Source organism: Halomonas terrestris, assembly GCF_049166755.1.
Classification (GTDB): Bacteria; Pseudomonadota; Gammaproteobacteria; order Pseudomonadales; family Halomonadaceae; genus Halomonas.
Map to the genome: position 1 here is coordinate 1 of NZ_JBMHFZ010000061.1, position 537 is coordinate 537.

Here is a 537-nt window from a genome sequence, read left to right on the forward strand (position 1 = left end):
CCTGGCGTTCTACCAGGCCGGCGACGCCTGGCTGCCTACCTGGCACTCGGGCGACCGGCTCACCCAGGGCGAGAGCCCCAGCGGAGAACCCCGGTGGCACTACCAACGCGCCGACGGCCACACCGAGGCCTATGACGCCGAGGGCCGGCTGCTGCGCATCGAACGCTCCAGCGGCAATGTCCTCAGCCTGAGCTACCAGGGCGACCAACTGCAGGCGGTCGACGATGCCTACGGCCGCTCCCTGACCTTCCAGTGGGCGAGCGACCAGCTGGTGGGCGTGATCGACCCCGCCGGCGAGCTCACCCAGTACGGCTACACCGGCGAGGCCCTGACCCAGGTCACCTTCCCCGATGCCACGGTCCAGCAGTACGTCTACGACGACCCCCACGACCCGGCGCTGCTGACCGGCTGGATCGACGAGCGCGGCATCCGCGTCGCCACCTGGGCCTATGACGACCAGGGCAGGGCGGTGCTCAGCGAGCACGCCGACGGCGTCAACCGCACCACCCTCGACTACAGCGCCCCGGGCCAGACCGT

The 537-nt window shown here is 70.9% G+C and carries 1 pseudogene; it reads left to right on the plus strand.

Going from position 1 to position 537, the window contains the following annotated elements:
- Positions 1 to 537, plus strand: a pseudogene (locus tag ACOMD9_RS21110) (hypothetical protein); the annotation flags it as partial.